Origin of the sequence: Paramuribaculum intestinale (assembly GCF_003024925.1) — a bacterium.
GTDB classification, from domain to species: Bacteria; Bacteroidota; Bacteroidia; order Bacteroidales; family Muribaculaceae; genus Paramuribaculum; species Paramuribaculum intestinale.
Genome location: NZ_PUED01000167.1, coordinates 1 through 5,083, shown reverse-complemented (window position 1 = coordinate 5,083; position 5,083 = coordinate 1). Strand labels below are relative to the sequence as shown.

Below are 5,083 nucleotides of genomic sequence, written 5' to 3'. Positions count from 1 at the left end.
ATAGTAAAGTCTATATGGGATAATTGTCCTATATGGACTTTTTTATGCAATATTTCGGACATTTAATGACACAAATGAGTATTGGGGATGTATTATTCTAATCTGTGGCGCATTATGTCTAATATTCACATTCTTAGTTATTGCATGTGTGATTAATTTTGCAGATATAATGTTTAACTTAAATTTAAGCAAATGAAAACAGTAACAATTGGAAAACCCTTAATGGGTATCTTGATGATTCTGTTAACAATTGCTCTCTTTGGTTGTCAAGACCAAGTTGAAGAGCCATTATTTACAGAATCGGATCAGATGGCAGATATGCCACTGAGCCGTTCGACCTCTGGAGACCTTCCGTTTCTTCAAGGCGCGGATTTGTCTTACGTTAATGAGTTGCAGGATGGAGGTGTCAACTATATCAAGGATGGCAACTCTGTAGATCCGTATAATCTTATAAAGAGTTTCGGAGCAAATCTTGTGCGTGTCCGTCTTTGGCATAATCCCACATGGACAAACTATTCAACTCTTTCTGATGTTAAACGCAGTATCCGACGTGCTAAAAACGAGGGAATGAATGTCCTTTTGGATTTTCATTATTCCGATGCTTGGACGGATCCGCAGACAAACATTGTTCCTGAAGCATGGCGTCCTGTAGTTAAATATTCAGATATACTTGCCGATTCTGTTTATAACTACACCTATCGCATTCTGGGACACTTGAATGCTACAAATCTGCTTCCAGAATTGGTACAGATTGGAAATGAAACTAACAACTCAATAATGGTGGCAGACAATGCAGATCTTATACCTACAAATTATGTTAGAAACACAAAGCTTTTTAATGCAGGTTTGCAGGCAGTAGCCGATTTTAATCGGAATAACGCAAAAAATATCAAGACTGTTCTTCATGTAGCAATGAATCCAAATGATGCCATGTTCTGGGTAGCCAACCATAAGAAATATGGATTAAAAGAATTCGATATGCTTGGGGTCTCATATTATCCTCAATGGCAAGATTATACACCAGCACAATTAGGGGAGTTCGCATCGAATCTGTATTCAACTTATGGAGTAAGACTGTTTGTGGCGGAAACGGGGCAGATATGGACTCGTGCATGGAATGACCAGAATATTAATCTCATGAGTAAGATGTGTATAGGATATCCGAATACGCCATGTCCTCAACTACAAAAAGATTTTATTGTGGAAATAAAAGAGGCTTTGCTTGCTAATGGAGGTGCAGGATATTGTGTTTGGGAACCATTCTGGGTGTCAGCAGACAATCAAACCCTTTGGGGTGTTGGCTCAAATTGGGAGAATGTGGCATTCTTTGATTTCAACAATAATCTGCTTCCTCATAGTGGTATCGAAGCTTATGGAGATTTCAACGTTAAAGTTACTTTTGAGGTGAATATGTGGAATGCGGGCAGTGAGACCAAAGGCTATATTACGGGAGACTTCACCGATGATGGCTTTGGCAATTGGCAGATAATCCCGATGAAACAAGCAGCCGAAGGTTCTTCAGTATATTATTTTGACACATATCTATGTAGGAATCAAACAGGAAAATATTATTTCCTTTCCGATTCCACTTGGACGAGTCAAGAATATATCGGAGGCTATAAGCAAGATCGATATTACAATGTTAACACCTCGGACAAATGGCAGAAATTCGCTAAAAATTTTGGAGAGGAATAGCTATATAACAATAGTTCGGTAAAATTTGCATATTCAATTGAATATCAATAAGATGCAATAACAATTCAATATCAATGCAAACTATTGTGTATCAGTGCGATACAGCTATGCCTGCTCAAAAATTACCGAACTGTTGTATATAACGTAACTCAAAATAATAAGTATCCCCCTTCTTCGCCATACTGCAATATAGCAGAAAGTGGACAAGAAGAGGGATTTTTCTTATTGAAGTCCGATTTGTTGCATTTAATGTCTGGTTTGTAATAGCGTACTAATCTTATTTATTAAGCCTATTACCTTAAAAATTAGTAATTTTGCATTATCAAATATCTCCAGAAAGCATGGCTATAAAAAACCTTAAGTTTAAATTGCATAGACTGGTTGTCTTAATAATGATAGCCTGCATATCGCATTATGTATCATCCGCGCCACAAATGCCTGAGTCTGAATTGTCGTGGAAGAATGTTGCCGTAGAGGGCAAAAAGACTGCCGTGTTCAGTCTTTTTAGTGACAACCGAGGTATTATGTGGCTTGGGACAAATAGAGGTCTATATTTTTATGATGGAGTTACCACCCATCCCGTGGGGGAAAATGAACTGTTCGGCACTCAGATATATTCCATCGTCGAAAAAGATAATAACCTGTTTTTGGGCAGTAACAATGGATTGCTTGTGTATGATTATTCTTCTGGAACCGTAAAGCATTATCCGTCAAATACCCCAAAGGAAATTCGGTCTTTACTACTTGCTGATGATGGACTTTGGATAGGAAGCCTAAATGGAGTATTTCGATTGAATTTGTCAAATAATGAACTTACCAATCTCTCTGCCGGCCTCCCTCATAAATCAGTGTATTCCTTATTGCGCGATAGCCGTGGAATTTTATACGTCGGGACTTACAATGGACTTGCCAGATGGAACACCCAATCAGGATCATTCCATACAGTGAGAGCCAAGATGGATAAATCAATGTCGGGCTCTCTATTCGTCAACTGTCTCCTTGAATCCGAAGATGGAGAAAGTATCTATATTGGCGGAGAAGGATTCTTATATAGATATACTCCTTCCAGTGAAAGTTGGAATAAAATTATTGATATTGGAAATAACAATGTTAAAAGTCTGACAAAAAGCGATAATGGACATATACTTATAGGCACTGACAATGGTGTCTTTGAGATGTTCAATGATACTATTCGACACTATCGCCATGATTCAAGACATGAATTGAGCCTAGCAGACAACGAGATTTGGTGTATTTATGCGGATTTACAACATAATATATGGACAGGTCATGAGCGTGGATTTTCTATGGCTTCAAACTCCACATCTATTCGTACTATAAAACTTAGTACTTTAGCAAATTCTGGGGAGGGAAACGAAATACATGTGATTCATCGTGACAGCAAAGATAATTTATGGTTGGCCGGGACTAATGGTGTCATCAAATTATCAGATGGCTCAAAACCTTGTTGGTATCAGCATTCAGCGACACCTAATTCACTATCGCACAACCGCATTCGTTCCATTTTGGAAGATAGCGAAAATCAGATATGGCTTGCCACTGATGCGGGCATAAATAGATTTAACGAGGATGCGAATAATTTTGATGTGTTTCACATAATAGATGAGAACGGGGAGCATAACTCAAACTGGGTCTATGCTTTGATTGAGGACGGTGACTATTTTTGGACGGGAAGTTTTCTAAACGGGCTCCATTCTATAAGTAAATCCAAATTAAAGGATAAAGGCGGCATTATCATCTCTGACTACTCTTTGAACGCGGAAACAGAGTTTCCAGATGGCAAGGCATTGTCAAACAATCTCGTAAATAATATAATAAAAGACGGTAGAGGAAATATCTGGATACTCTTGTTTCGGGACAATATGCTTACAAAATTCAATCCTGACACAAAAACTCTTCAACGATTTGATATTTTCAATTTAACAGGGGGGTATCCCACGAATATGTCAATTGATAGACAAGGACGTATTTGGTGTGCATATAAGGGCGGTGTGATCATTTTCAATAAAAATGACAGCTATGAGATAATAAAATTCCCTTATACCAACAGCGATGAGACTATTTTGGCTTTGGGGCAAGTAGGAGAAGGCATGTGGGTCTCGACTCAAAACAACGTATGGAGTATTGACGGTCATTCATTGAACACCGCTCTTTTACCTATACCTCAGAAATCATATACCGCAGTTTACGAAGATACCGTAAACAATAAAGTTTACCTTGGCGGTACTGATGAAATTCTTGAGGTTGACAAATCTATCATAGGTAATGGTTTCGATTTTAAGTCGATAAAGATGGTTTTGAATGACAGAGGTACAGGGCTTCTGAATTTGTCGGATATAGAAGGAGGTTGCAAGAAACTAGACATTCCGTATGGCGGGAGCTTTACCCTTGTAGTAAGCACATTGAATTATTCACCCGAATCCATACAGCGTTATATGTACAAACTTACAGATTCACCTGATGATACTGTTGGTGAATGGATTGTAATGCCGGAAGGAGCGAATAGCATCTCGTTTTCCGATTTGAAAATGGGAGACTATACTCTTTTGGTGAAAACCGTGGGTTCTCCAATAAGCCCAATTGCAATTCCAATAACAGTCAATCCCCCATTGCTGATGTCTTGGTGGGCGATATGTGTTTACATCCTAATTGCCTTCTTCTCCGTCTATTGGATTATATGGTTTACCCGCAAGCGGAACCTTCGTTCTTTCCGTGAACAAGAACGTCAGGCAGCTTTGGAGAATGTTGAAAAGAAGCTAACTTTTCTTTCAACTATCTCTCACGATTTGAAAACACCACTTTCTATGATTCTTGGACCGGTCAGCCTCATGAAAGAGAAAGCCAAAGATGCCGAAAGTAAAAAAAGTCTTGAAACAATCTATGATAATGCAGTTCGCTTGAACAATATGATTCATCGGACACTTGAACTGCAACATCTTGAGGATACGGATGAAAATCTACTTATCATCTCAACTTTTGATGTAGTAGAGTTCTGTAAAGGAGTCTTTGAAGTTTTTCAAGAGAACAATCCCCAAAAGAAATTCATATTCCATTCATCATGTCCTCAATTACTAATAGAGGCTGATGCCGTGAAGTTTGAATCTGTGATCACTAATCTTTTGTCAAATGCCTGTAAGTATTCTGATGAGGGGGCTACTATTTCATTAGGTATCAGTTCCCGTGACAACGAAGTTGAAATCGTGGTTTCGGATGATGGCATAGGCATTGCCGATATAGACCAATCCCTTGTATTTCAACGTATGTTCCGCGCTCCATCAACATCAAAACTACACGAAGGCACAGGACTCGGTTTGTATCTTATAAAGAAATATCTGGAGTTGATGAAGGGCAATATCAATTTATACAG

At 38.6% G+C, this 5,083-nt stretch carries 2 protein-coding genes; both read left to right on the top strand.

Features of this window, described 5'->3' with window-relative positions:
* The first annotated feature begins 192 nt into the window (after positions 1-192).
* Entirely contained in the window at positions 193-1,695 is a 1,503-nt protein-coding gene (locus C5O24_RS10660) for a glycoside hydrolase family 53 protein (protein WP_107037020.1), read from the top strand.
* Positions 1,696-2,129: 434 nt separating this feature from the next.
* Positions 2,130-5,083 (top strand): two-component regulator propeller domain-containing protein (locus C5O24_RS10655; protein ID WP_161553887.1); only part of this gene is annotated, 2,954 nt, incomplete at its 3' end.